Source organism: Streptomyces sp. NPDC058274 (genome assembly GCF_042881375.1).
GTDB lineage: Bacteria > Actinomycetota > Actinomycetes > Streptomycetales > Streptomycetaceae > Streptomyces.
Genome location: NZ_JBHVXW010000009.1, coordinates 98933 through 125690, shown reverse-complemented (window position 1 = coordinate 125690; position 26758 = coordinate 98933). Strand labels below are relative to the sequence as shown.

The 26758-nt window shown below is 71.1% G+C and carries 20 protein-coding genes; 9 read left to right on the top strand and 11 right to left on the bottom strand.

What is annotated here, in order from left to right:
- Positions 1 to 25 precede the first annotated feature (25 nt).
- Together ACFVYF_RS19895 and ACFVYF_RS19890 are read right to left on the bottom strand one after the other, a co-directional pair.
- Positions 26 to 874, bottom strand: coding sequence for a GNAT family N-acetyltransferase (locus tag ACFVYF_RS19895; protein WP_389456982.1), 849 nt, complete (start codon positions 872 to 874; stop codon positions 26 to 28).
- Between the two features lie 257 nt (positions 875 to 1131).
- Positions 1132 to 1794, bottom strand: coding sequence for a chaplin (locus tag ACFVYF_RS19890; protein ID WP_389456979.1), 663 nt, complete (start codon positions 1792 to 1794; stop codon positions 1132 to 1134).
- Between the two features lie 322 nt (positions 1795 to 2116).
- Here ACFVYF_RS19890 and ACFVYF_RS19885 point away from each other — a divergent pair, with 322 nt between their 5' ends.
- Positions 2117 to 3703 carry an alpha/beta fold hydrolase gene (locus tag ACFVYF_RS19885; protein WP_389456977.1) on the top strand — a complete coding sequence of 529 codons (1587 nt, stop codon included), beginning with the start codon at positions 2117 to 2119 and terminating at the stop codon, positions 3701 to 3703.
- Between the two features lie 108 nt (positions 3704 to 3811).
- Here the strand turns inward: ACFVYF_RS19885 and asnB are convergent, their stop codons facing one another.
- Positions 3812 to 5653, bottom strand: a complete 1842-nt coding sequence (gene asnB, locus ACFVYF_RS19880; protein WP_389456975.1) for an asparagine synthase (glutamine-hydrolyzing) — start codon at positions 5651 to 5653, stop codon at positions 3812 to 3814.
- 314 nt (positions 5654 to 5967) lie between these two features.
- Here asnB and ACFVYF_RS19875 point away from each other — a divergent pair, with 314 nt between their 5' ends.
- From ACFVYF_RS19875 to ACFVYF_RS19855, 5 genes are all read left to right on the top strand, one after another.
- Positions 5968 to 7593 (top strand): FMN-binding glutamate synthase family protein, encoded by a 1626-nt coding sequence (locus ACFVYF_RS19875; protein WP_389456973.1) that lies wholly within the window; start codon positions 5968 to 5970, stop codon positions 7591 to 7593.
- 20 nt (positions 7594 to 7613) lie between these two features.
- Positions 7614 to 8711 (top strand): chemotaxis protein, encoded by a 1098-nt coding sequence (locus ACFVYF_RS19870; protein WP_389456972.1) that lies wholly within the window; start codon positions 7614 to 7616, stop codon positions 8709 to 8711.
- A gap of 51 nt (positions 8712 to 8762) precedes the next feature.
- Positions 8763 to 9776, top strand: coding sequence for a Gfo/Idh/MocA family protein (locus ACFVYF_RS19865; RefSeq protein ID WP_389456970.1), 1014 nt, complete (start codon positions 8763 to 8765; stop codon positions 9774 to 9776).
- 146 nt (positions 9777 to 9922) lie between these two features.
- On the top strand, positions 9923 to 10654 hold the full coding sequence (locus ACFVYF_RS19860) for an HAD family hydrolase (RefSeq protein WP_389456968.1): 732 nt from the start codon (positions 9923 to 9925) through the stop codon (positions 10652 to 10654).
- 330 nt (positions 10655 to 10984) lie between these two features.
- A complete protein-coding gene (locus tag ACFVYF_RS19855; RefSeq protein WP_389456966.1) occupies positions 10985 to 12451 on the top strand; it encodes a PP2C family protein-serine/threonine phosphatase in 1467 nt (488 codons plus the stop codon).
- Between the two features lie 72 nt (positions 12452 to 12523).
- Here ACFVYF_RS19855 and ACFVYF_RS19850 read toward each other — a convergent pair whose 3' ends face one another.
- Positions 12524 to 14026 (bottom strand): hypothetical protein, encoded by a 1503-nt coding sequence (locus tag ACFVYF_RS19850; protein WP_389456964.1) that lies wholly within the window; start codon positions 14024 to 14026, stop codon positions 12524 to 12526.
- A 235-nt stretch (positions 14027 to 14261) separates the two neighbouring features.
- Here ACFVYF_RS19850 and ACFVYF_RS19845 point away from each other — a divergent pair, with 235 nt between their 5' ends.
- Together ACFVYF_RS19845 and ACFVYF_RS19840 are read left to right on the top strand one after the other, a co-directional pair.
- The gene (locus ACFVYF_RS19845) at positions 14262 to 15404 is read left to right on the top strand and encodes an aminoglycoside phosphotransferase family protein (RefSeq protein WP_389456962.1); all 1143 of its coding nucleotides are present in this window, start codon (positions 14262 to 14264) and stop codon (positions 15402 to 15404) included.
- A gap of 349 nt (positions 15405 to 15753) precedes the next feature.
- Positions 15754 to 17733 (top strand): N-acetylmuramoyl-L-alanine amidase, encoded by a 1980-nt coding sequence (locus tag ACFVYF_RS19840; RefSeq protein WP_389456960.1) that lies wholly within the window; start codon positions 15754 to 15756, stop codon positions 17731 to 17733.
- A 202-nt stretch (positions 17734 to 17935) separates the two neighbouring features.
- Here ACFVYF_RS19840 and ACFVYF_RS19835 read toward each other — a convergent pair whose 3' ends face one another.
- The 3 genes from ACFVYF_RS19835 to ACFVYF_RS19825 all read right to left on the bottom strand — a co-directional run bounded on the left by ACFVYF_RS19835 (position 17936) and on the right by ACFVYF_RS19825 (position 22161).
- Positions 17936 to 20179 carry a glycoside hydrolase N-terminal domain-containing protein gene (locus ACFVYF_RS19835; RefSeq protein ID WP_389456958.1) on the bottom strand — a complete coding sequence of 748 codons (2244 nt, stop codon included), beginning with the start codon at positions 20177 to 20179 and terminating at the stop codon, positions 17936 to 17938.
- A gap of 261 nt (positions 20180 to 20440) precedes the next feature.
- Positions 20441 to 20938: a hypothetical protein gene (locus tag ACFVYF_RS19830; protein ID WP_383274769.1), complete on the bottom strand. Its 498-nt coding sequence runs from the start codon at positions 20936 to 20938 to the stop codon at positions 20441 to 20443.
- A gap of 293 nt (positions 20939 to 21231) precedes the next feature.
- Positions 21232 to 22161 (bottom strand): universal stress protein, encoded by a 930-nt coding sequence (locus ACFVYF_RS19825; protein WP_389456956.1) that lies wholly within the window; start codon positions 22159 to 22161, stop codon positions 21232 to 21234.
- Between the two features lie 179 nt (positions 22162 to 22340).
- Between ACFVYF_RS19825 and ACFVYF_RS19820 the strand changes: the two genes are divergently transcribed.
- Positions 22341 to 22967, top strand: coding sequence for an RraA family protein (locus tag ACFVYF_RS19820; protein WP_389456954.1), 627 nt, complete (start codon positions 22341 to 22343; stop codon positions 22965 to 22967).
- A 174-nt stretch (positions 22968 to 23141) separates the two neighbouring features.
- Here ACFVYF_RS19820 and ACFVYF_RS19815 read toward each other — a convergent pair whose 3' ends face one another.
- From ACFVYF_RS19815 to ACFVYF_RS19800, 4 genes are all read right to left on the bottom strand, one after another.
- Positions 23142 to 23384 (bottom strand): DUF397 domain-containing protein, encoded by a 243-nt coding sequence (locus tag ACFVYF_RS19815; RefSeq protein ID WP_383274778.1) that lies wholly within the window; start codon positions 23382 to 23384, stop codon positions 23142 to 23144.
- 83 nt (positions 23385 to 23467) lie between these two features.
- A complete protein-coding gene (locus ACFVYF_RS19810; protein ID WP_389456952.1) occupies positions 23468 to 24634 on the bottom strand; it encodes a thiolase domain-containing protein in 1167 nt (388 codons plus the stop codon).
- The gene (locus ACFVYF_RS19805; protein ID WP_389456951.1) at positions 24631 to 25677 is read right to left on the bottom strand and encodes a thiolase domain-containing protein; all 1047 of its coding nucleotides are present in this window, start codon (positions 25675 to 25677) and stop codon (positions 24631 to 24633) included. The genes ACFVYF_RS19810 and ACFVYF_RS19805 overlap by 4 nt, the downstream gene beginning before the upstream one ends.
- A 122-nt stretch (positions 25678 to 25799) precedes the next feature.
- Complete coding sequence (locus tag ACFVYF_RS19800) at positions 25800 to 26747, bottom strand: Zn-ribbon domain-containing OB-fold protein (RefSeq protein WP_389456949.1); 948 nt, start codon at positions 26745 to 26747, stop codon at positions 25800 to 25802.
- Positions 26748 to 26758 lie beyond the last annotated feature (11 nt).

Genomic DNA, 26758 nt, shown 5'->3' with positions numbered 1-26758 from the left:
CCCGCCGAGTTGCGCCGGACAGGCCCTACCCGAGTTCCAGCGTGGTGACGCCGAAGACGCGGTCCGCGGCGAACTCCCGGACCGGGCCGGTGTACATACGGGCCGTCTCGAAGGACGGGGCCAGGCCGAACTCCTCGGCCAGGGCGACGGCGGGTGCATTGGCCTCGGGCACGTCGATGGCGACCTCGCTCCCGGCGGCATCGGCGGTCAGCCCGGCGAACAGCGCCCGGGCGTCGTCGGCTGTGTCCGCGAACAGCGGGCCGACCCGCAGCGCGTCGCGGCCGGGACGGATCACCCCGTAACCGGTGAGCCGTCCGTCGACGACGCGGGCGAGGGCACGGTGTCCGTCCTGTGCGAGCCACCGCTCCAGGAAGCGCGGGCGGTCGGCGGGGCAGCAGGCGCTGTCGTACTCGAGGACGGTCTTGAGATCCTGGACGGGCGATACGTCGTCCGGAGCCTCGGTCCGCGGCGCCGCACCACTGAAGCGCACGGTGCGGTGGGCGAGTTCGAATCCGGACCTGCGGTAGTTGTCCTGCTGCGCCACCACGCCGTCGAGGCCGACGGTCCGGCCGCCGGCGTGCGCCAGCGCGGTCTTCCAGGTGGTGATCCCGTAGCCGTGCCCCCGCAGATCGGGGCGGACGAGGTAGAAGCCGAGGAAGGCGTAGTCACCGCCGTAGTTGACGACCGAGATCGCCGAGACCGGCTGTCCGTCGATCCGGCCGATGAAGAAGCCCTCGGGGTCCTGTGCGAAGAAGCTCGGAGCGTCGGCAAGACCGGGGTTCCAGCCCTCGTCCGCGGCCCAGCCGGTGACCACCTTCCAGTCGTCGGGCGAGGCCTGGGAGACGACGAGGTCGTGGGAGACCGGAGAGGTCATCGATGCGCTCCACTTCGTGGGGGTCGTGTGCTGTGCGGTGGTCGGCCGCACCGCAGCATCCTTCCCGATCAGCGCGGTCTGCGCCACGCCGTTCCCGGTTGACCGGTGATGCCAACCAGCCACCCAGGTATCGCTGTTGGCCGTCGCTCGCAGTCGTAGCGGGGCCCTGGGTGACCCTCGGCGCCGGGCGTGAGAAAGGCAGAGGCCCCACCGGTCACGAGTCCGGTGGGGCCTTCCCGGAGGGACGGCGCAGGGCCTCAGCGGTCCCGCGACGGCCGGAAGCGCCGGTAGAGCGCGGCCCCTCCCAGGACCAGGGCCGTACTCCCGGCGAGGGCCGGAAGTGTGGCGTCCGCTCCGGTGTGCGCGAGGGACGCCACGGGCTGCGGCGGGATGTTGCGCGGTCCCGGCGCGGGCGGTGTCGAAGCCTTGGGCGGCTTGGGCGCGGGCTTGCCGGGGTGAGGGGGCCGGCCGCCCGAGGTGTTGGTGGACTCGTTGCCCTCGGCCGCGTTGCCGATGCCGACCACGCTCACGGAGTTGCCGCTCACGTTCACCGGCAGCTGGACCGGGAGCTGCACGCCGTTGCCCGAGACCAGACCTGGCGAATCCTTTCCGCTGCTCTGTGCGGAGGCGCCCCCGTGGGAGGCGGCACCGCCGCGGCCCGTGCCGTGCTTCCCGCCGGCGGACGTGTTCGCGCAGCTGTTGCCCGCGGCCGGGTTCAGGACCCCGACCACGTTGACGGTGTTTCCGCACACGTTGACGGGCACGTGCACCGGCAGCTGGATGGTGTTGCCGGAGATCAGCCCGGGTGAGCCCGCCGCCGTGCCGTCCGCCGAGGAGTCCGCGGACGCCGGCATCGTCATCGCCATCGCCCCGGAAGCGGCGGCCGCGGCGATCAAACCATTTCGGGTAACCCGTTTCATAGGTTCCCTGCCTTCCAGACATGGTCACGGGCACTCGCCCGCACCGGTTAAAACGCAAGAGCACCATCCGAGTTATGGCTTATCCGTCTTTCACCCCATCGAGCGGCACGGCTTTCGAACTGCCGCCCCGGGTCGTCGACGGCCGCCGTGCGGCGCGCAGGGTAAGGCACTGCGGCCTCTGCCGCTCGCCGGGAGGCGTGCTCACGGGGGCCCGCTTATCGTGATCCAGGGGGTCTCCCCGGTCCGCTGATCACGGGTTTTGCCCGGTCCGCCGGCCCGCGGGGTGTCCCCTGTCCGCAGCCGGGCGACCTGGGAGGCAGGCATGCTGTCCGTGCACCGACGCCGCGCGTTGGCCGGAACCGCAACCACGACGCTGGCCCTGCTGGCGGCCGGGCTGCCGTCCGTGGCGACGGCCGCCGAGGGGCCCGACCTGTCCCGTTTCTACGGCCAGAAGATCAAGTGGGCGGCCTGCGAGGGCGAGGAGACGCCCAAGGATCTGCAGTGCGGAAAGGTCACCGTTCCGCTCGACTACGCGCACCCCGGCGACGGCTCGCTGGACCTGGCGCTGGCCCGCTACCGCGCGACCGGCCCTTCCCGGGGCTCCGTGCTGCTGAACTTCGGCGGCCCCGGTGGCGCGGGCGTGCCTCAACTCGCCGTAGGTGGCAAGGACTTCATGAGCCTGACGAACCGCTACGACGTGGTGACCTTCGACCCCCGCGGCGTCGGCCGCTCCTCCCCCGTCAGCTGCGGGGACGGCACGAGCGAGGCCTCGGACGCGACGGAGGACGGCGCGGACGACGACGATCCGCAGGCCGCACTGGAGCAGGTGCGGAAGGCGGCCGAGGAGTGCGCGCGGCACTCCGGGCCCGTACTGCCGCACATAGGCACGGTGAACGCGTCGCGGGACATGGACGTGATGCGCCAGTCCCTCGGCGACAAGAAGCTCAACTATCTGGGCTTCTCGTACGGCACACGGCTGGGCGCGGTGTACGCGGCGCAGTTCCCGAAGAAGGTCGGCCGGATGGTGCTCGACGGGGTGGACACGCTCACCGAACCGCTGGCCGAGCAGGGCGTGGTGGGCGCCGAGGGACAGCAGACCGCGCTGGAGGACTTCCTCACCTGGTGCACCAAGGACGTGTCCTGCCCCTTCGGACAGGATCCGCGGGCCGCCCGGGAACAGGTGGTCCAGCTCGTCGACTCCCTCGACCAGGACCCGGTGCCGACGGACTTCGGCCAGGACTTCACCGGTCAGGACGTCGTCGGCGCGATAGGCCAGGCGCTCTACAGCCGGCAGCTGTGGCCGGCCCTCGAACAGGGCCTCGCCTCCCTCGTCCAGGACGGTGACACCCGCGGGCTGATGCAGCTGTCGGGCGGCGCGGCCCTGCCCCATGAGCAGCGGGGCGGGCACGCGACCTCCGCCCGGCGGGACGGCGGGCTGGTCGACGAGCAGGACGTGCCCCTGGACAACCTCCCGGCAGCGCTGATGGCGATCAACTGCGCGGACGATCCCGACCGGCCCACCGCCGACCAGATCAGCCGGGACCTGGGCCGGCTGCGGTCCCAGTACGAGGAGGCGTCCGAGGTGTTCGGCCGCTACCGGCTCACCCAGGTGCTGATGTGCTACGGCCGCCCCAAGGGCACCGACTTCATCCGCGACGAGGTGCGGCACGTCGGCACCTCGAAGATGGTCCTCGTCGGCACCCGCGGCGACCCCGCCACCCCGTACCGCTGGACGCAGGAGACGGCTGAGCGGCTCGGCTCCTCCGCCGTCGTCCTCGACAACAAGGGCGAGGGGCACACCGGGTACGCCTCCTCGAAGTGCGTGCACCAGAAGGTCGACGACTTCCTGCTGTACGGCTCCGTGCCGGACAACGGCAGCTCCTGCGGACCGGAGGGCTCGGGCGGCTGAACCCGTACCGGTTCGGCGCGGGAGGTACGGCGTACGCGACCGTCCGCACGGTCGCCGACCCGGCGGACGGCGAGGACCGCCGGGTGGACTCCGCCGACCTCGGACCACTCAGCTGAGCGTCACCTCCGGCGCGTACATGTCCAGCCACAGCGCCAGGTCCAGGGTCCGTTCGAGGCCGCGCCGCGACGCCTGCATGATCTGCGGGGTGTCGTCGTGCGCGGCCCGGGCGACCCGGGCGCGGTCGACGAGGTCGAACACGGGGTGGGAGGGCTTGGCCAGGAGGTCCTTGACGTGTTCCTGGAGGGCGATCGCGTACTTGGGGTCCTGAGTGGACGGATAGGGGCTCTTGACCCTGTCGTACACGGACCGGGGGATCAGGTCCGCGGTCGCCTCCCGCAGCAGGCTCTTCTCCCGGCCGTCGAAGGACTTCAGGGACCAGGGCGTGTTGTAGACGTACTCGACGAGCCGGTGGTCGCAGAACGGCACCCGCACCTCCAGGCCGACCGCCATGCTCGCGCGGTCCTTGCGGTCGAGCAGGACCCGTACGAAGCGGGTCAGGTGGAGGTGACAGATCCGCCGCATCCCGTACTCGAAGTCGCTCTCGCCGTCGAGGCGCTGGATTCCGGCGGTCGCGGCGCGGTAGCTGTCGGCGATGTACGACTTCAGGTCCAGGGCGCCGGTGAGGTCCGGGCGCAGCACGTCGGAGTCCTCACCGAAGTGCTGCCCGAAGCGGACCAGCCAGGGGAAGGTGTCGGCGCGCCGGGCCTCCTCGTCGAAGAACTGCAGATAGCCGCCGAAGACCTCGTCGGCGGACTCTCCGGAGAGCGCGACCGTCGAGTGTTCGCGGATGGCCCGGAACAGCAGATACAGCGAGGCGTCCATGTCGCCGAAGCCCATGGGGAGATCGCGGGCGCGGATCATCTTGGCGCGTACGTCCGGGTCGGCGAGGGCGTTCGAGTCGAGGACGATGTCCTGGTGGTCGGTGCCGGAGGCGCGGGCCACGTCGTGGACGAAGGGGGTGTCGGGGGTGCCGCGCAGCTCGTCCGCGACGAAGTGGTCGGCCTGGCCGACGAAGTCGACGGCGAAGCTGCGGACCTTCTCGCCGCGTTCGGCGAGCTGCCGTGCGGCCAGCGCGGTCATCGCGGAGGAGTCGAGACCTCCGGAGAGCAGGGTGCAGCGCGGCACGTCGGCGACGAGCTGGCGGCGCACGATGTCGTCGAGGAGTGAGCGGACCGTGGCGATGGAGGTGTCGCGGTCGTCGGTGTGCGGCCGGGTCTCCAACTGCCAGTAGACGTGGCGGCGCAGACCGGAGCGGTCGACGGTGACGACGGTGCCGGGCTCGACCTCGTGCATGCCGTCCCAGACGGCGTGTCCGGGCGTCTTGACGAAGGCGAACAGTTCCCTGAGGCCGTCGAGCCGCACTCGGGCGCGGGCGAGCGGGTTGGCGAGGATCGCCTTGGGCTCCGAGCCGAAGAGGACGCCGTCGGGGGTCGGGTAGTAGTAGAACGGCTTGATGCCCATGCGGTCGCGGATCATCACGAGCTTGTCGTGGCGGCCGTCCCAGACGGCGAAGGCATACATCCCGTTGAGCCGCTCGGCGAGCGCCTCACCCCATTCGAGATACCCGCGCAGGACGACCTCGGTGTCCGAGTCGGTCGAGAAGCGGTGGCCCCGGCCGGCCAGCTCGCGGCGCAGCTCGGTGAAGTTGTAGGCCTCTCCCGAGTAGACGAGCGCGACCATGCCGTCCGGTGTCTGCGTCGTCATGGGCTGGCGCCCACCGGGGAGGTCGATGATCGCGAGCCTGCGGTGCCCGAGGGCGGCGGGTCCCTCAATCCAGGTGCCCCGGTCGTCAGGACCGCGGCAGGACATCGTCTCGGTCATTGCATCCAATGTCCCGGCCTCCGCCCGGAGGTCGCGGTCGAAGGAGACCCATCCGGTGATGCCACACATGGCTTACCTCCTGCGTCCGATCACCGGGGCACGCACCGCGCGACCTGCAATTCCACGGATTGAGCGCGTGCCCCAGGCAACCAGTTGTATCGAGCACCTATATGACGAGGCTGCGTCATGAAGGAATCGGAGTCAACACGTCCGTAACCTGACCGGAGCAGCGGACCCCATGGTTTCGGCCGCGTTTTGCCACGGGAGAACCCTCGGAACCGTGTCCCACCGGGTGGATCCGATCAAGAATTGGCCAAGAGCAAAGACTTCCTCAACATCCTGGGCACCCGAGCGGCATGCCTGCTTTCGCTCATTCACCTCGCATGCGTTTGACTCAAGGTGTGCGCCGGATGCTCCTGCTGTTGTTCGTCGCCCTCGCCGCGGCCGGGGCGCTGGTCCTCGTGTGGGCCGGCTCGCCGTGGTGGTGGTTCGCGGCGGGTCCGCTGCTGGCCCTGACCGCCCTCGGCGTCCGGGACCTGGTGCAGCGCCGCCACTCCGTACTGCGGAACTACCCGCTGCTCGGCCATCTCCGCTTCCTGCTGGAGGCGCTGCGTCCCGAGCTTCAGCAGTACTTCATCGAGCGGAACTTCGACGGCCGCCCCTACGACCGCGATGTGCGCAGCATCGTGTACGAGCGGGCCAAGGGCGTCGAGGCCGAGGAACCCTTCGGCACCGAGCGGGACGTGTACGGAGACGGCTACGAGTTCCTGGAACCGTCGATGCGTCCCATCGACGTACCGGACGAGCCGCCCGTGGTGCGCGTCGGCGGACCCGACTGCACCCAGCCGTACGACATGGCCCTGCTCAACGTGTCCGCCATGAGCTTCGGAGCGCTGTCCTCGAACGCGATCCTGGCGCTCAACAAAGGCGCGGCGATGGGCGGTTTCGCGCACGACACCGGCGAGGGGGGCCTGACGGAGTACCACCTGCGCAGCGGCGGCGACCTGATCTGGGAGATCGGTACCGGGTACTTCGGCTGCCGCACCTCGGAGGGGGACTTCGACCCCCACGAGTTCGCGGACAAGGCGTCGCTTCCCGAGGTCAAGTGCGTGTCGCTGAAGCTCTCGCAGGGGGCGAAGCCGGGGATCGGCGGTGTGCTGCCGGCCGCGAAGGTCAACGCCGAGATCGCCAAGGCACGCGATGTCCCGCAGGGCCAGACGGTGACCTCACCGCCCTACCACCGGGTCTTCTCGACCCCGCGCGAGCTCGTGCTCTTCCTCGCCCGCATGCGGGAGTTGTCCGGCGGGAAGCCCACCGGGTTCAAGCTCTGTCTCGGCTCGCGCCGCCAGTTCCTCGCCGTGTGCAAGGCGATGGTCGCGGAAGGCGTCACGCCCGACTTCATCGTGGTCGACGGGGCGGAGGGCGGGACGGGCGCGGCTCCGCTGGAGTTCGCCGACCATCTCGGCGCCCCGCTCACCGAGGGGCTGATCACCGTGCACAACGCGCTGGTCGGGACCGGGCTGCGCGACCGCATCCGGATCGGCGCGAGCGGCAAGGTCGCCACGGGTTCGGACATCGTCAAGAGGCTGCTGCAGGGCGCGGACTACACGAACGCGGCCCGCGCGATGATGTTCGCCGTCGGCTGCCTCCAGGCGCAGCGCTGCCACACCAACACCTGCCCCGTCGGCGTCACCACCCAGGACCCGCGCCGCGTCCGCGCCCTCGACGTCGCCGACAAGTCCCAGCGCGTCCATCGCTACCAGCGGGCGACGGTGCGCAGCGCGAGCCAGCTGATGGCCGCCATGGGGGTAAAGGATCCGCGCGACCTCGGCCCGCACATGCTGCTCCGGCGCACCGATCCGACGACGGTCCGGTCGTACGCGGAGCTGTACGAGTGGCTGGCGCCGGGCGTCCTGCTCAGTGAACCGCCGGCCTCCTGGGACGCCGACTGGTCGGCCGCGGATCCGGACTCCTTCGGTGCCCGCCCGCACCGCATGCCCGCCGGGTGAATCGGTCCTATGGTGCACATATGGAGCACGCTCTCAGTCCCACCGTCCTCAGCGAGCTGCGCCGGCCGCGGCCCTATCCCGCGGTGTCCGTGCTGACGCCGACGCACCGCCGGGAACCCGACAACGCACAGGATCCGGTCCGGCTGCGCAATGTGGTGGCCGAGGCCAAGAAGCAGCTGGAGGCCGATCCCGCGGTCAGCCGGGAGCGGCGGTGCGATGTCGTCGAGCAGCTCGACCGGGCCCTGGCCGAGGTCGACCTGACGCACGCCGAGGACGGTCTGGCGATCTTCGCTGCGCCCGGCGAGCACCAGGTGTGGTCGCTGGCCCGCACCGTGCCCGAGCGCGTGGTGCTCTCGGACACCTTCCTGACCCGCAATCTCGTCGCCGCGCAGGCCGCCCAGCGGCCGTACTGGGTGCTGTCGGTCTCCGCCCACCAGGTCACGCTGTGGAACGGCGCCGGCGGCCATGTCGTCGAGGCCCGCGCCCACGGTTTTCCGCTGACGAAGGACCGCGAGAACTTCGACGCGGAGCGCCAGGAGCGGATCGGCGACATGCCGAGCACCTTCCGCGACGAGGACGGCCGCCGCTTCCTGCGCGAGGCGGACTCGGCCGTGGGCGCCGTCCTGCGCGAGCACCCGCGCCCGCTGTACGTCACGGGCGAGACCGCCGCCCTCTCCCTGCTCGACGAGATCGGGACCGTCACCAAGGACGCGGCACACATCCCGCACGGCGGCCTCGCGCACGGCACACCCGAGGCGGTGGCGCAGGCGGTACGTCCGCTGCTCGCCGCCGAGGAGAAGAAGCAGGCCGACGAGGTGGGACGGGCACTCGAACAGGCCCGTGGCCGCAAGGAGTTCGCCGCCGGAGTCGACGAGGTGTGGCAGACCGCGAGCGAGGGCCGCATCCGGCTGCTCGCCGTCGAGGAGAACTACCGTGTGACGGTCCGCGACGAGCACGGCGACCACCTTCTCCCGGCCGAGTCCGACGATCTGGACGCCCGCGAGGACATCGTCGACGAGATCGTCGAACAGTGTCTGGAGACCGGGGCCGAGGTCCGCTTCGTCCCCGACGGCAGCCTCGCGGACGCGGAAGGGATCGCCGGGGTGCTGCGCTACTGATCTCCACGGCCGACAATCTGAGCCGGACCTGTCGGCAGGAGAGGTGAGCGCGTGAGTGAACTGTTGGGCGTAGCGGTGCTGGGCGCCGGGCACATGGGGGCTGACCACATACGGCGGATCGACCGGGTAGTGAGCGGGGCCCGGGTCGCGGCGGTCGCCGACCCCGAGACCGGGCGGGCCCAGGAGGCCGTGGCCGGGATCGACGGTGTCTCGGTGCACGCGGAGGTGGCGGCCGCGCTCGACACGCCGGGCGTACAGGCGGTGCTGATCGCCTCGCCCGGGCCCGCGCACGAGGAGGCGCTGCTCGCGGCCTTCGCGCGCGGACTGCCGGTGCTGTGCGAGAAGCCGATGGTGCCCGACTCGACCGGAGCGCTGCGGGTGGTGGCAGCCGAGGCCCGGCTCGGCCGGCGGCTCGCGCAGATCGGTTTCATGCGCCGGTACGACGCCGAGTACCAGCGCCTCAAGTCACTGCTGGACAGCGGGCGGCTGGGCCGGCCCCTGATGCTCCACTGCACGCACCGCAACGTGTCCTCCCCGCCCGGCTTCACCACCGCGATGCTGGTCGACAGCTCCGTCTCGCACGAGATCGACGCGGCGCGCTGGCTGCTCGGCCAGGAGCTCACGGCGGTGACCGTGCTGCGGCCCCGCTCCTCGTCGTACGCCCCCGAGGGCCTCGCCGATCCACAGTTGGTGCTGTTCGAGACGGCGGAGGGCGCGCTGGTGGACGTGGAGATCTTCGTCAACTCCGGCTTCGGCTATCAGGTGCGGTGCGAGGCGGTGTGCGAGTCCGGCAGCGCGCGGATCGGGGACGAGCACACCATGCTCGTGACGACGGCGGGCGGCGCGTGCGAGGACGTGGCCCAGGACTACCTCGTCCGGTTCGCGGACGCCTATGACCGGGAGGTGCAGGCGTGGGTCGACGCGACCCGGGACGGCCGGGTGGTCGGCCCGACAGCCTGGGACGGGTACGCGGCGTCCGCCGTCGCCGAGGCGGGCGTCCGGTCGCAGCACAGCGGCACCCGCGAGCCGGTCGACCTCGCCCCCCGCCCGGAGCTCTACACGTGATCTGCCACCGACACCGGGCGAGCCGGCCCCTGGGCACCCACCGAGCCGCCGCGACCAGCCGGAGTCGCGGGCGGCCGTGAGGTCCTGCCGGCCGTTCAGATCCTGGGGTCTGGCCTTTTGGCCGGCCCCCACGCTATGAAGATCGAATGACTCGTCTTCCCGTCTGCGGTCCGGAAGGGCCCCTGCGCACCACACCGCCCGTCCGCGACCCGGTGCCCGTCCGTGCCGTCCTCTTCGACTTCGGCGGCACGCTCCTGCAGATGGCAACGTACGAGGACCGGATCCGGGCGGCGCTGGGGCGGCCCGTGGACGAGGCCGAAATGGCAGGGCTGCTCGACGGACTGGAGGCAGGCCTGGCCCACCCCGTGGTGGTCGAGGCGCAGCGCGGGCGTGATGTGTCGTCCGGGGCACACCGGCACGCCTTCACCACGTGGTACGCATCGGTGCCCGTGCTGGCGCCGTACGCCGGTGCGCTCTACGCGCAGCTCCGCTCGCCCGGGCACTGGGTGCCGTACGCGGACACCGCGTCGACGCTGGCGCGGCTGACGGACGCCGGGATCGCGCTCGGGGTGGTGAGCGACGTCGGCTGGGACCTGCGCGAGACCTTTGCGCATCACGGACTCGACGGGTACTTCTCGGCGTGGGTGCACTCCTACGCGTACGGCACGGAGAAGCCCGATCCGCGGTTGTTCGAGCAGGCCTGCCGTGAGGTGGGGGCCGGTCCCGGGGAGACGCTGATGGTCGGCGACCATCCCGCGAAGGACGGCGGGGCGGCCGGGGCGGGGCTGCGGTCGTATGTCCTGCCGGCCGGGGCCGCGCCGGGTGGGCATCGTGGGCTGGACGCGGTGCTGCGACTTGTGGGCGTGGCGGAAGCCTGACTGAGGTGCGGAGCCGGTGTCGTGCGGGGCGGGTCGTCCGAGCGCCGGGGCGTTGATGGAGGTCGTACACATGACCCTCGAACGTGCGAGTGAATGACGACGCACGCGTACTGACTTTGCGTCAATTGGCGTACCGCTTCTACGATTTGACCAGGCAGGACACCTACCGCAGCGGGGTGAGGCGCACCCTCCGAAAGGACTGCGGCATATGCCAGGTGCACCACCGCGTCGTCTGTTGCCAAATCCCTTACAGCGCGTCGCGGGCTGTGCGACAGTCGTAACGGTCCTTCCGTCAGCCTTGGTCGTACCGTCCCCGCATCGGAGTACGTCATGCCCCCCCATCTCTCTGCGGACCACCCCGCCGCCCAACCGCCGCTGAGCGGCTCGGTCGACGCGCTCATCTCGCAGGCACGCCGGCTGCGCGGCGAGATGGATGCCGTACGGCGTGACGCACCCGTCGACGGCGCCGACCCGCAGGGCCGCTGGCAGCGCGCGCTGTGCGACCTCGCGATGCATCAACTGCATGACCTGGACGAGCACTTGGCGCAGTTGCGGGACGGTCCTGCGCCCGTGCCCGTCGAGCCGCAGCCCGCTCCCGCGCCCCGCGCCGTGCCGCCCGCTCCCCGGCGCGGCGCCCTGCTCAGCCGGGTGGGCAGCGCCGAATGGAATCTGCTGACGGACGAGGCGAGCTGGTCCGGGGAGCTGTACCAGATCCTCGGCCGCGACCCCGCCGCTCCCCCGCTCACCCTCGACGAACTCCCGTCCCTGGTCCACGACGAGGACCGGCCGATGCTGACGGCGATGGTCACGGACTGCCTCATCGACGCGAAGCCGATCGACGGGGAGTTCCGCATCCAGCGCCCGGACGGCGGAGTGCGGACCGTGCACATGATGGGTGAGCCCGTGCTCGCCGCCGACGGCAGCACCGCCTCGATGTGGGCCGTACTGCGGGATGTCAGTGAACTGCGCCGCAGCCAACGGGTCGTGCACGAGACGCGTGACTCGATGCAGCGCCAGCACCACCGGGCGCAGACCGAACACCAACTCGCCGTCGAACTACAGGAGTCCGTGCTGCCGCCGTGGCGCGGCTCGCTGCGCTTTCCGCGCCAGGGGCCTCAGACGCTCGACCTGGCCGCCCACTATCTGCCGTCCTCCACAAGCGCGCTGATCGGCGGCGACTGGTACGACGCCCTCGAACTGCCCGGTGGCGAAACGCTGCTGACCGTCGGCGACCTCACCGGTCACGGCGTCGCCGTGACATCCGGCATGGCGACGCTGCTCGGCGCACTGCGCGGCATGGCCATGGCCGGCACCCAGCCGGGTCAACTCATGTCCTGGCTCAATCAGTTACTGGACGCCACCGTCCAGCCCGCGCTGGGCAGCGCGGTCTGCTGCCGCTACAAGCCCGAGACCCGCACCCTCACCTGGGCGCAGGCAGGACACCCCGCCCCGCTGCTCTTCCGCAACGGAACGGGGCGTCCGCTCACCGCACCGGACGGTGTGCTGCTCGGTGCGACCTCGGGCGCCGTCTACGGACAGGCCGAGGAGACCCTCGAAGAGGGGGACCTGCTGCTCCTGCACACCGACGGGCTGGTGCCACGGCGATGGGGGTCCCACCGCCCGAGCGGAGCCGGGAGCCGGGGTGGAACAGCGGCCGTCCGGAGGTTGCTCGATCTGGCCCCGCGCCTTTGCGGAGCCCGCACGGCTCAGGACGGCGTACGGACAGTCGTCGAGGAATTCGGCGAGACGGAGCGCGAGGACGACGCCTGCGTGCTTCTCGCCAGGGTCGGTTCCTGACCGTCGCCGCAGCGGCGGTTCCCGTCAGGCACCTCGAACCGGCTTCCGGTCAGCCGGCCCGGTCGGCGGACCTCAGGCCCGCGCGGTGTTACCGCCGCCCTTGGGCTTCAACGAGCCCTTGGGAAGCGCCATTTCGATCTCCTCACGCAGCTCGTGGATCTTCGGATAGCTGGAGTACTGCCCGGTCAGCCGGTACATCTCGCGCAGTCGGTCCCACGTACGGTGCGAGGAGTTGGACCCCATCGACGTCAGAGCGAGACGCGCGTACCGGTCGGCCTGTTCCGGGTCGTCGGCGATGAAGCAGGCCGACGCCAGGGAGATGTGGTCGAAGATCTTCGACCGGTCCCGGCCCTTCTCGCGCAGCTTGAGCGCCTCCTTCGCATGACGCTGTGCGGTGGCGGCCGCCGACGGCTCGTGCTCGGCGAGGGTGCGATACGCCAGGGCCTGCATGCCGTGCATGTCCGCCTCGTCGAACAACTGCATCCAGCTCGGCGGGGGCACGTCGCCGCGGTCGGAGACGAACAGGTCCTCCGCCTCGCCGAGCGTGCGCCGCATGGCCTGGCCCTTGCCCATCGCGGCCTGCGCCCAGGCCTCGATGGTGTAGAGCATCGCCTGGGTGCGGGGCAGCACCGTCTCGCCGGAGCCCGACTTGGCGAGCTTCATGAGGTCGAGTGCGTCGTCGGGCCGGCCCAGGTGCACCATCTGGCGGGCCGCTCGGGAGAGCGCCTCGCCGGCACGGGGCCGGTCGCCGCCCTCACGGGCTGCGTGGGCGGCGATGATGAAGTACTTCTGAGCCGTGGGCTCCAGGCCGACGTCGTGCGACATCCAGCCCGCGAGGACGGCCAGGTTGGCGGCGACGCCCCACAGGCGCCGCTGCAGATGGTCGGGGTGCCGGTAGGAGAGCATGCCCCCTACTTCGTTGAGCTGGCCCACCACAGCCTTGCGCTGCAGCCCGCCGCCACGTGCCGCGTCCCAGGCCCGGAACACCTCGACCGAGCGCTCCAGTTCCTCGATCTCCTGCGACCCGATGGGGGCGGCCTCGTAACGGTCGAACCCAGCGGGGTCGGCGTGCAGGGGATTGTCGGTGTCCGGGGCGTCGGCCGCGAGGACCGGATCGGTGTGCAGCCAGTCGTGCATGGCACTGTTGAGTGCGGATCCCGCGGCGAGCGCGGCACCCGCGCCCACCAAGCCGCGTCGGTTGAGCATGAGGTCCATTCCCGTGAATTCGGTGAGGACCGCAGCCGTCCGGTCGGGCGCCCATGGCACTCCGTCGGGATGTTCCGCATTCCCGTCGCCTTGCCGCTTCCCCACGCGCCCGTGCCGGACCAGGCCAAGATCCTCAATGGTCACGACACGGCCGAGTCGCTCGGTGAACAGCGCCGCCAGCACTCGCGGTACCGGATCGCGCGGGATCTCTCCCATGTCGATCCAGCGCCGCACCCGTGAGGTGTCGGTCGCCAGCTGGGGGTGGCCCATGGCCGCCGCCTGCCGGTTGACCATCCTCGCGAGTTCGCCCTTGGACCAGCCGGCCAGGCCGAACAGGTCCGAAAGACGAGTGTTGGGTTGTCCGTTCACGTCAAGCCCCCAGGTTCTCGGCTGATTTCGACAGTAACCGCCTGTCAGTTGCTGAGCGACTATTCGCCAGGGTTCGCCAGGGTGCGCCAGATGGTGTGCCAGTGGGCAACGGGTGTCAGGTAGGAACGCGCCACCCCGACCCGGTTTGCCCCACGGACACTCCCCAGGGTGCACCAGGGCAACCGGGGCGGGTAGCGCGGCAACTTGCAGGCACACGAAGGGATCTGTCTCGCCCATGTACGCAGCATCGTCCTCCGTGTCCGCTCCGCCCCGGTCGCTCCACTCCCGCCCGGCGGGCAGCGGCCCTTACCTCGACCCCGCGCGCCAGGCGGCGGCCCCCATGCTCGGCGCCGGCAGGACACGGCGCCCCCCGGGGCTCGGCACCCAACCGCTCAGCGGGAGACTCGACTTGTCCGGCCCTCAGGGGGCGCAGCTGCGCACGGCGCTCGCGTCGGTGCACCGGATCTGCCCGGAGTTCGCTCCGGTGCAGGTACTGCGCCGCAGCGGACGCTCCGTGCTCCTTGTCGGTACGACAGGGCGCAGCACCGCCGTCGCCAAGTGTTTACTGGACCACTCGCCGATCTGGGCCGAGCGGGTCCGGCATGAAATAGCTGCCTACCGCTCGTTCGTGCGGCATCGGCCGCCGGTCCGGGTGCCCCGGCTGATCGCGGCGGACCCGGACAACTGCACCCTGGTGATCGAACGGATGCCGGGACGGGTCGCCGCGCTGCAGCGGCACCCGGCCGAGGCCCCGCCCCGCGCGGACATCCGAGCGGCTCTGGGTGCGATCTGCCGCCTGAACGCCTGGCGGCCGCCGGCGGGGACGTTCGACGCCCCGCTGGACTACGCGGAGCGGATCTCCCGCTTCCATGAGCTGGGTCTGCTCACGGACCGGGACATGGGTGATCTGCAGAAGCTGGTGCACGGCATCGCGCACTCGGCGGGACGGCAGGGAATGGGCCAGTTCTGTCACGGCGACGCCCTGTTGTCGAACATGCTCCTGTCACCGGCCGGTCCAGTGCTGGTGGACTGGGAGCACGCGGGCTGGTACCTGCCCGGATACGACCTGGCGACGCTGTGGGCGGTCCTCGGTGACGCTCCCGTGGCCCGACGCCAGATCAGTCAGCTCGCGCAGTCGGCAGGACCCGCGGCTCGCGATGCCTTCCTGGTCAATCTGATGCTGGTACTGACCCGCGAGATCCGTACGTACGAGACGGCCGTGCAGCGCTCGATGCACGACACGACCCCGGCGGCACCGGGACCGGCCCACCCGGGTGCTGCGCCGTCCGGCGAGGAACAGCGGCTGCTGCTGCGGCGGCTGCACGACGACTGCCAGATGGCCCGCCGGGCTGTTCGAGCGGCGGTCGGCACTCGCTGACGGGGACGAAGGTCCGCGGTGCGCCCGGGAGTGGGCGCACCGCGGACCTTCGTCGTACCGGAGCCGCGATGGCTACACGCCTCGACGTTGTCGCGACCCCCGGTCCGGGCCCGCGGAACGCCGCCGTCCCGTGCGTATGTTCGGCGCGCTCACCCGACCGGCTCAATGGTGCAGACCACTGACGCCTCGCAGGCCGACCCACCACCGCCACGAAAACCCGTTGGACCGTCGCTGACATGGGAAATCGTCTTGCCCTGGGCATGATTGACGGATCGTCGGTGAGCCGATACGACTGACCCACGTTCGGCCCCGCACGCCCCACCGCGCTCGACCGTCCCAGGAGGCTGCATTGCGAGGATCCATCACCGCCCCCGAGGCCACTGTCGGGCACAGACGCGCACGCGGCACGGCGGTGGCCGTCGCCTCGGCGGCCCTGCTGCTGCCGTTGCTGGGCGTCGCCCCGTCCGACTCCGCCGAGCAGTCCGCCTCCAAAGGACTGCAGAGCGCCTTCGCCACCGCGGCCGCCGAGTACCACGTACCGCAGAGCGTTCTCCTCGGCGTGTCCTACCTCCAGTCCCGCTGGGACACACACGCCGGAGCACCGAGTGTCTCGGGCGGCTACGGGCCGATGCACCTCACCGACGCCCGGACGGCGATCGCCGAGGCACCGCACCACTCCGAGGGTACGGAGGACGCCCGCGGCGACAGCTCACGGGCGACCCTTCTGCCCGACACCAAAGTGCCCGAGACCTCCCAACTCCCTGCCCGGCTCAAGACGTTGACGAAGGCAGCCCAGCTGACGGACCTGCCCGCCGAGCGGTTGCGCACGGACGCGGCCGCCAACGTGGAGGGCGGCGCCGCGCTTCTCGCCGCCGCCCAGCAGGACCTCGGCGAACCCCTGAGCGCCGACCCCGCCGACTGGTACGGAGCGGTGGCGCGCTTCTCGGGTGCGGACGACAGCGCGACCGCGGCGACGTACGCGAACGACGTGTTCGACGTGATCCGCGACGGCGAGCGGCGCACCACCGACGCGGGCCAGAACGTGACCCTGGCCGCCGACCCGGGCCTGCGGCCCGCCACCGCGCAGCTGAAGCGCGCGGGGCTGCGTGCGGTCTCGGCCGACGGGACGGAATGCCCGAGGACCGTGTCGTGCGAGTGGATCCCCGCGCCGTACGAGGAGTTCGGCGAGGGCGACTACGGCAATCACGACCTCGGCGACCGGCCGGCGTCCCAGAGCATCAAGTACATCGTCATCCATGACACCGAGGGCACCTGGGACGGTGTCCTCAAGATGGTCCAGGACCCGACCTACGTGTCCTGGAACTACACCCTGCGCTCGACCGACGGGCACATCGCCCAGCATGTGAAGGCCAAGGACGTGGCCTGGCACGCGGGCAACTGGGACATCAACGCGCGGTCGGTCGGTCTGGAGCACGAGGGGTTCCTCGCCTCCCCTGACGCCTGGTACACGGAGGCGATGTACCGGTCGTCGGCGCGTCTGGTGAAGTACCTCGCCAAGAAGTACGGCATCCCGCTGGACCGGCAGCACATCCTCGGGCACGACAACGTGCCGGGTCCGACGACGTCCACGATTCCCGGGATGCACACCGACCCGGGCCCGTACTGGGACTGGCAGCACTACTTCACGCTGCTGGGACACCCGTTCCACCGCACGGCGAAGGCGGGCAGCGGGCTCGTGACCGTGCTGCCGGAGTTCGGCGAGAACCAGCCGGTGTACACGGGCTGCGTCACCAAGGGCCAGCCCTGCGCGGCCCACGGTTCCAGCGAGGTGCGCCTCTACTCCCAGCCGGACGAGACCTCGCCCCTGATCAAGGACATCGGTCTGCGTCCCAAGGGTGACGACTCGACGATCGATGTGAACGACGTGGGCTCACGCGTCTCCACCGGCCAGCGGTACGCGGTGGCGGGCCGTGACGGCGACTGGACGGCGATCTGGTACCTGGGCCAGAAGGCCTGGTTCGAGAACCCGAAGAAGCAGCCCACGGCGGTCAGCGCGTCCGGCCTGGTGGCCACGCCCAAGGCCGGCCTCACGGAGGTCCCCGTCTACGGACGCGCCTACCCGGAGAAGGAGGCCTACCCGGCGGGAGTTCCCGTCCAGGCGGTCTCCCCGCTGCCGTACAAGCTGCTCGAAGGCCAGCGTTACGCGGTCGGCGGCAAGGTGGCGGGCGAGTACTTCTACGCCCCGACCTTCGACACGGCACCGCACAAGGTCGTGATCGGCACGGACCAGTACTACGAGATCCAGTTCGGCCACCGCGTGGCGTTCGTGCGCGCGGCAGATGTACGGGTCGTCCCCTCGGCCTCGTAGGGGCGTCACACACGAAGGTCCGGGTCTGCGGGAGGGGGGCAGACCCGGACCTTCCTGCATTGACGGGGTACGCACGGCAGCCGCGAGAGCTGTGCCGTGCATGCGTGGGCGAGATCGCGTCGCCGCTCAAGGATCCGCCCGAGACGGGCATCGCACGGAGGCCCACCCCGGCGAGATCAACCCCGCCGGGGCCTCCCGTGCCTCAGCTCGCTCCCGTCTTCGTACCCCACGTGTACCGGCGGCCCGCGACCGCCTTGAACTTGACTTCGCCGCCTCTCAACAGTCCACTTCGCACGGTGAGTTCACGCGTACGGGACGCGGTCAGGGTGATGCGGGTGGGGCGGCCGGCCACCCAGTCGATGTCGACCGTGGCTCCGCCTCGGGCGCGCAGGCCGCGGACGGAGCCGTCCGGCCAGGACGAAGGCAGGGCCGGCAGCACCTCGATGACGTCGTACTGGCTCTGGAGCAGCATCTCGACGACCCCGGACGTGGCACCGAAGTTGCCGTCGATCTGGAACGGCGGGTGGGTGTCCCAGAGGTTGGGCAGGGTCGAGGACTTGAGCTGTTCGCCGAGCATCTTGTGCGCGTGGTCGCCGTCGCGCAGCCGCGCCCAGAAGTTGATCTTCCAGGCCTTCGACCAGCCGGTGCCGCCGTCGCCGCGTGCTGTCAGGGAGACCTTCGCGGCGTCCGCCCAGCGGCTGCCGGGCTCGATCTGCCGGCCCGGGTGCAGGCCGAAGAGATGCGAGACATGCCGGTGATCGTCGGTCGGACCGTCCAGGTCGGCCTTCCACTCCTGGAGCTGGCCCCAGGAACCGATGCGCAGGCCCGGATCCAACTTGGCGAGCGTGGCGGCGAGTTGCTCGCGAAACTCCGGAGCGTCGCCCAGGATCCGGGCCGCCTCAAGGGTGTTGGTGAACAGGTCGTGCACGATCTGCTGCGACATCGCCGCGCCGGCCGTGAAGTCGCCGTGCTCGGGCGAGTAGCTGGGGGTGACGACGAGGGTTCCGTCACGCGGGTCGGTGCGCAGGTTGTCGAGCCAGAACTCGGCGGCCTCCTTCATCGCCGGATAGGCGGTGGTGCGCAGATAGTCGGTGGAGCCACCGAACCGGTAGTGCTCGTAGAGCTGTGTGGTCAGCCAGGCGGCGGCCTCCGGGAACCAGAAGGAGGTGGCCCAGTTGTGTACGCCTGTGAAGCCGTAGGGGTTGGTCTCGTTGTGCACGACCCAGCCGCGGGAGCCGAACATCTCCTTGGCCGTGCGCCGGCCGGGTGCGCGCATGGCTTCCACGAAGCGGTCGTAGGGAGCGGTGGTCTCGGCGAGGTTGGCGGCCTCGGCGAGCCAGTAGTTCATCTGGAGGTTGATGTTGACGTGGTAGTCGGCGGACCACGGAGGTGAGGTGCTCTGGTTCCAGACGCCCTGGAGGTTGGCGGGCAGGGAGCCGGGACGCGAGGAGGCGATGAGGAGATAGCGGCCGTACTGGAAGAAGAGTGCTTCCAGCGCACGGTCCGTGGCGCTCGCGCCGTCGGTGTACCCGGCGAGGAGCCGGTCCGTGGACACGTCGGGGACGGCCGCCCGGATGTCGAGCGCGACCCGGTCGAACAGGGCGCGGTGGTCGGCGACATGGCGCGCACGCAGGGTCGCGTACCCCTTGCCGAACGCGTCGTCGACGGCCTTCGTCACCTTCGCGTGCGGGTCGTCGCCGCGGTAGTCGGGGTAGGTGTCGGCGTAGTCGGTGCCCGCGGCCAGCACGAACCAGGCGCTGTCGGCGCCGGTGACGGTCAGTGTGCCGTCGGCGTTCGCGGTGAGAGAGCCGCCCCGGTGCCCCACGCGGAGCTGCGCCTCGAACGCCATCCCGTTGTCGGCGAGTTCACCGCGTACGGTGATCCGCTCGCCGGCCGAGGTGGCCGTGAAGTCGGTGCGGGGCGAGGTGTAGCGCACGGTGCAGGTGACGGCGCCCGGCCGGCCGGCGGCGAGCCGGCCGACGATCACATGGTCGGCGTGGGAGACGAAGAACTCCCTTTGGTGGCCCGCCTGTTCGTGGGTGTACGTGACGGTGGCGACCGCTTCCCCCAGGTCCAGGGCGCGGCGGTAGGAGTCGGGGGTCGTCGTCGGGGCGCCCGGCACATCGAGGTGGAGGTCGCCGAAGGTCTGGTAGGCACCGAACCCGACGCGGGGCTGGCCCAGTCTGCCCGCGACGGCTTCGGGGCCGATCCTGGTCTCGGTGTCGATCTCCTCCTGTACGGCGGCGATCGCGCCGGGGCGGGGTGCGCGCCAGTTGCCGAAGTCGTAGCCCTGGGCCGAACCGGGACCGCCGGTCCACAGGGTCTTCTCGTTGAACTGAAGCCGCTCGGAGGCGAGGGTGCCGAACACCATCACGCCGAGTGCGCCGCTGCCCAGGGGCAGTGCCTCGCGCTCCCAGTCGGCGGCGGGTGCCGTGTACCAGATCACGGGAGAGGTCGCCTTCAAGGATTCCGCCGGCCGCGATACGTCGGAGGAATCAGCTGCCTCAGCGGGTCCGGCGAATAGTTCTGCGCCCAGTGCCGCGCCGCCCGCTCCGCCGAGTGCGGTCTTCAGCGTGCTTCTTCGAGATATCTCATGCGACATGCTTTCGGACCGTAATGGTCCGATGACCGAGCGACAAGGGGCATGACAAGACAACCCGCCCCCGAGGCAGGGGGCGGGTTCAGGAAGGGGTCGGTACGGGTGCGATCAGCCCTGCTGGAAAAGCTCCGCGGGAAGCGGCTTCAGCAGCGCGTACAGATCGTCGGTGATGGGGCGGTCCCAGGCGGCGATGGTCACCAGGACGTTGTCACTGCGGTCGAACTGGACGCAGGAGATGCGGCTCTCGGAGAGCTTGAGGCGGCGCACGATCAGGAGGTTGTCCCCCTGCATCACCGGCATGTCCTCGGTCCCGACGACCGTGACCTCCTCATCGTTCTCCAGCGCCAGGAGCAGCTGGGCCACCTCGAACGGGATCTCGTCGTCGGCGACCTCGCGAGCCGGCGAGCCCTCCGGAAGGTTGCCGATGATCATCGCGGGGCCGCGGCCGCCGAATAGGTCATAGCGCAGGAACACGCCCTGGCAGCTGCCGTCGGGCGCGGGCAGCAGGCCCGCACCGAGGTTGCCCGGCCAGTCGCCCGGGTCCATGGCCAGGACGTCGAAGTCGGGCCCGGCGGGAGTGGCGCTGCGGCGGCGGAGGAAGGACATGCCGCAATGGTACGTGCCCGGGCGCGTACCGGGCTGTGGGGGCGCCGCCGTCAAGACGCCACGAGCCGGGCCGCCCTCGCGGGACCGGCTCAGCCGGCGGGGCCCGCTCCTCGCAGGCGCGCTCAGCCGGTCCTCGCGGGCTCGCTCAGCCGACCGGGCCCGTTCCTCTCGGACGCCTCAGCCGACCGGGCCCGTCCCTCGCGGACGCCTCAGCCGGACCGTCCGCGGTAGGGCGACATCGCAGGCCGCCTCAGCGCCTGCCGTCCGCGGTCCCGCGGTGGCCGACCGGTTCGTCAGTCCTCCCGCCTCGGCGGCACCACCGCGACCGGGCTCGCCGCGTGCAGCAGGACGGCCTGGGTGACCGAGCCCATCAGCGGGGCGGGGGCGAGGAGTCGTCTGCGGTGGCGGCCGACGACGACGAGCGCGGCGTCCTTCGAGGCGGCGACGAGGTGGCCGGCCGCGTCGCCCGGTGGCACGTACAGGTCGACACGGAGGTCGGGATGCCGCTCCTGGTGCGGTCCGACGAAGCCCTCGGCGAGGATGCGCGTCTCGGCCTCGACGGCGTTCTGGTCGAAGGTGCCGGGGACGAAGTCGCCCGCCGCCGTCCACGTCCGGACCGGCCAGGGGTAGGCGGCGACCACCTGGACACGCGCCCCGCGGCGGGCCGCCTCGGTGAACGCGAAGGCGAGCGCCTTCTCGTCGGGGCTGTCCACGTGCAGGCCGACGACCACGCGCGGGCCCGGTTCCACAGGCGGCGAGTCCGGCACCTCGCGCCCGGTCCGGGGTACGACGACCACCGGGCACTCGGCGTCACGGGCCGCGGCCATCCCGTTGGAGCCGAGCACCAGCCCAGCGAAGCCTCCGCGGCCACGGGAGCCCAGCACCAACAGCTGGGCGGAGGAGCCGAGTTCGGGCAGTACGGCGGCCGGCGCGCCCACCATGGCGACGTACTCCACCGCCGGGCGGTCGGGCAGCCCCAGATATTCGACCACCGGTTTGCCGGGACGGCCGTCGAGATACGCCCGCGCCTCGTCGAGCACCGGATCGTCGGCAGGGTCCGGCGGACCGGCAAGGGCGTCCGGCTGGGCCCAGACCGCGTACTGCCGTACATGGACCGCGCGCAACGGCGCCTCGCGCAGCCGGGCGGCTGTGAGCGCCCACTCCAGGGCGCGCAGGCTGTCGTCCGATCCGTCGACCGCCGCGATGACCGGCAGGGTGCTCATGGAATCCTCGCCTTCGGCACGGAATCTTGATCGACCGCTTCCGGGACCAGCCTGACTCAAGCACCGCCCGCCGGAGGGGCACGAGGTCGCGTGTCCGCACATTGCCGTCAAGCGGCGCGGTACGCACCGGCTTCCGGGCACTTCGACCGGAAGATCCATCCACCCGAATGAAGGAGACCATGGCCGGCAACAGTGGATTCAAGGACATCTCCCCGACCACCCTCGCCGATGTACTGGGCCGTACGCAGGTCATGGACATCGGCATCCGCCCGCTGTGGCCGGCGGTCCCGCGGGTCGCGGGACCGGCGTTCACCGTGCGCTGTCCTCCCGGCGACAACCTCATGCTGCACGCGGCCATCCACCGCGCCGCGCCCGGGTCGGTCATCGTCGTCGAGACCGGCGGCGACGTGGACTACGCCCTCGCCGGGGGCAACGTCTGTGCCGTGGCCCAGCGCCGTGGGATCGCCGCGTTCGTGGCCGACGGCGTGATCCGCGACCTCGCCGAGGTGCGCGCCCTGGGGTTTCCCGTCTTCGCCCGGGGCGTCATTCCCGTGCCGGGGACCAAGTCGGCGGTGCGGCCGCTCAATGTCCCGGTCCGGTGCGGTGGGGTGGAAGTGCAGGCAGGCGACATCGTGGTGGCCGACGAGGAGGGCATCGTCGTGACGCCGCGGGACCGTCAGGAGCAGGTGCTCCTGGACGCCCGGGCGAAGGTGGCCGGGGAGGCCGGTGAGTCCCTCGACGCGTGGGAGGCCGCGCATCGCGCCCGCGTCGAGCAGATCCTGGCCGAGGGCGGCTTCGAGGGGTGAGCAGGCAGGGCTGAGCACGCAGGGCTGAGCGCAGGGGGCCGCCGCCCGCTCCCACCGGAGTACGACTGCCCCTCCCCTGGCCACAGGGAAGGGGCAGCTCTCCACGGCTTCCGGCGCGCCCTGCGCTCCGGAAGCCCGGCGCGTTCGGCGTGCTCCGACAGGCCGAACGCGTCCTCAGGTCAGATCGAACTCGCCCTCGCGCGCTCCGGAGACGAAGGCGCCCCACTCCGCGGGCGTGAAGATCAGGGAAGGGCTCTCCGCGCGGCCGCTGTTGCGCATGGCGATGAAGCCCTCGACAAAAGCGATCTGGACGTCTCCCCGTCCTCGGCTGCTGGACTGCCACTCGGCGTTGCTGAGATCCAGCTCCGGCTTGTCCCAGCCCTTGAGCGGGTGCTGCTCGATGGTGCTTTCGGCCACGTCCGTGCTCCTCCCGGTTCGTCGTCCGCCGCCAGCCTAGCGATCGGTTCCAGCGGCGGACAGGCCGCGTGAGGGGCAGGGCTTCAGGAGGCGGGCGGAGCGGACCCGACCAGCCACATCGAGAAGAACTGTGATCCGCCGCCGTAGGCGTGCCCCAGTACCCGGCGGGCCCCTTCCACCTGGTGCTCTCCCGCCTGTCCGCGCACCTGGAGGGCCGCTTCCGCGAACCGGATCATGCCGGAGGCGCCGATCGGATTGGTCGACAGGACACCGCCCGACATGTTGACGGGCAGGTCCCCGTCCAGCTCCGTGACACCGGATTCGGTGAGCTTCCAGCCCTCGCCCTCGTCGGCGAAGCCGAGGTTCTCCAGCCACATGGGCTCGTACCAGGAGAACGGGACGTACATCTCGACGGCATCGATGTCGCGGCGCGGGTCGGCGATGCCGGCCTGCCGGTAGACGTCGGCCGCGCAGTCCTTGCCCGCCTGCGGCGAGACGAAGTCCTTGCCGGCGAAGAGCGTGGGTTCGCTACGCATCGCGCCGCCGTGCAGCCACGCGGCCGGCCGGGGTGAACGGGCCGCCCCGGCACGGTCGGTGAGGATCATCGCGCAGGCCCCGTCCGAGGACGGGCAGGTCTCCGAGTAGCGGACCGGGTCCCACAGCATCGGCGAGGCCTGGACCTTCTCCAGGGTGATGTCGTGCTCGTGGAGGTGTGCGTACGGGTTCTTGAGGGCGTTGCGCCGGTCCTTGTAGGCGACCAGGGAGCCGACCGTGTCGGGTGCGCCGGTGCGCCTCATGTACGCGCGGATGTGCGGCGCGAAGAATCCGCCCGCCCCGGCGAGCAGCGGCTGGGTGAAGGGGATCGGCAGGGACAGACCCCACATCGCGTTCGACTCGGACTGCTTCTCGTAGGCCAGGGTCAGGACGGTCCCGTGCACGCGGCCGGCGATCAGGTTCGTGGCGACCAGCGCCGTCGAGCCGCCGACGGAGCCCGCCGTGTGGACCCGGAGCATCGGCTTGCCGACGGCGCCGAGCGCGTCGGCGAGATACAGCTCGGGCATCATGACGCCCTCGAAGAAGTCGGGCGCCTTGCCGATCACGACGGCGTCGATGTCCGCCCAGGTCAACTCGGCGTCTTCAAGGGCCCGCCCAGCTGCCTCACGGACCAGTCCCGCGATGGACACGTCCCGCCGGGCGGCCACGTGCTTGGTCTGGCCGATGCCTATGACGGCCACGGGCTCCTTGCTCATCGGGCATCCCCTTCCAGTACGGCGACCAGGTTCTGCTGGAGGCAGGGCCCGGACGTGGCGTGGGCGAGCGCTCGGTCGGAGGCGCCCCGGTGGATACGGGCGGCGGCCTCACCGATGCGGATGAGCCCGGCGGCCATGATGGGGTTGGCGGCCAGCGCGCCCCCCGACGGGTTCACCACCACGCCGTCGCCGAGGCGCAGCGCCTTGCGCAGGACCACCTCCTGCGAGGTGAAGGGGGCGTGCAACTCGGCGGTGTCCACGGGGCGTTCGAAGGCTCCGGCCCGCTCGGCGGCGAGTCGCGCGGAGGGCGAGTCGGTCAGGTCGCGCACGCCCAGGCTGTGCGCCTCGATGCGGTGGTCGATGCCGCGGATCCACGCGGGCCGCGAGCACAGTTCCCGGGCCCGGTCGCCCGCCGCGAGGATCACGGCGGCCGCCCCGTCGCTGACGGGCGGGCAGTCGCCGGTCCGCAGGGGCCGTACGAGATAGTCGCCCTGCGCCACCGGACCGCGCAGCTGGGCATGCGTGTTGGCGGCCGCCGACACGCGGCTGCGGTCCGCCACCCCGGCGAGGGCCGGCTCGTCGGCCTCGCCTGCGTCGATGAGGGCCTGCGCCTGGAGGGCGGCGAGCGCGACCGCGTCCGGCCACAGGGGCGCCACGTAGTACGGGTCGAGCTGACGGGTCAGGACGTCCCGGACGGATCCCGGGGACGACTTCCCGTAGGCGTACACGAGCGCGGTGTCGGCGTCGCCGGTCAGCAGCTTCGTCCACGCCTCGTACAGCGCCCACGCCCCGTCCATCTCCACGTGCGACTCGGAGATCGGCGGCCAGGCGCCCACGCCGTCGAGCGCCATGGTGAAGGAGAAGGCACGTCCCGCGAGGTAGTCCGTGGAGCCGGAGCAGGTGAACCCGATGTCACTGGTCTTCAGCCCGGTCCGGTCGAGCACGTCGTGCAGGACCGGCATGAGCATCTCCACCTCGGAGAGCTCGTCGCTGGTGCGCGTGTGGTCGGTCTGCCCGAAGGCGACTACGGCGATCTCGCGCATCAGAGCAGCTCCTCGTGCGTCTCGTGGTCCGCTTCCCGCGTCACAGCAGCTCCTTGTGCGTCTCGTGGTCCGCCTGCCGCGTCACAGCAGCTCCTTGTACGACTCGTAGTCCGCCTGCCGCGTCACAGCAGCTCCTTGTACGTCTCGTAGTCCGCGTCGGGCTCGCCGGTCGGCCGGTAGTGGTCGGGGTAGCGGCCCCCTTCGGTCCACACCGGCTCGACGCGCAGTCCCTCGCGCACCTGGTCGTAGGGGATGCCGCCGATACGGCCGTGCAGCGCGAGGTCGGCGCCGTCCAGGGCGATGTGCCCGTAGACGTAGGGGACTTCGATGTCGAGGTTCTTCGCCTTGATGTTGACGATGCAGTACGTGGTCAGCGTGCCCCGGGGACCCACCTCGACGTGTTCCGCCGTGGCGACGCCACACGTGGGACAGGCGCCCTTGGGCGGCACGTACACCTTGTGGCAGGAGGGGCAGCGTTCGCCGACGGTCCGCCGCTCGGAGAGGGAGTTGATGTAGGCGGACTGGGAACGGCCGGGCGCGTAGACGTAGTCGAGGCGGGCGTGGGCGACGATGCCGGTCACCATGGCGTCGAACACGCCGTCGTGCCCGGCGGGTTCGAACGGGTCTCCGTCGTAGTCGTACGGCTCGAAGCAGGCGATGTCCGTGATGGCTCCGGAGCGTTCGCCGGCCCAGCGGATCCGGACACGCATGCCGGTGCGCACGGCGCCTGGGCCCGGGACGTCGAGCGCGTGGAGCAGGGCGGTGTCGGCGCCGTCGAGCTTGACCAGGACCCAGGCGAACGGGGTGTCCAGGGGCTGTCCCCGGCGTGGTTCGTGATTCCACGCCCAGGTGGTGACGGTGCCGGTGGGGGCGACTTCGACGAGGTCGCGCAGCTCCTCGGCGGTGACGGGGTCGTACTCGACGGGTGGGACGAGCGTGCCGCCGTCGGCGGTCCGCACTCCGAGGACGACGCGCTCGCGCAGGCCGGTGAGGAAGGCGCTCTGCACGGGGCCCAGTGAGCGGGTGAAGGGGAACTCGACGATGAGGGGGGCTTTGAGGACTTCGGGCATCCTGGATGTCT